Below are 236 nucleotides of genomic sequence, written 5' to 3'. Positions count from 1 at the left end.
CCCCAGCTCATCCGAGGGGTTTGCATCCCCCACCGGTTCGGGCCTCCACTGGGTCTCACCCCAGCTTCACCCTGGCCAGGGCTAGCTCGCCCGGTTTCGGGTCCACGGCCGCGGACTAGACGCCCTGTTCGGACTCGGTTTCCCTACGCCTCCGCCTCAACGGCTTAAGCTCGCCCACGACCGTGAGTCGCCGGCTCATGCTTCAATAGGCACGCCACAACCCCTTGCGGGGCCGT

Annotated in this window: 1 rRNA gene; it reads right to left on the bottom strand. The window is 67.4% G+C overall.

The annotated features are described in order from the left end of the window. Positions 1-236, bottom strand: a 23S ribosomal RNA gene (locus ACYQ0J_RS13935); the annotation flags it as partial.

It is taken from the genome of Thermus sp. FJN-A, from assembly GCF_054655095.1.
This window is presented reverse-complemented; position numbering and strand designations above follow the sequence as displayed.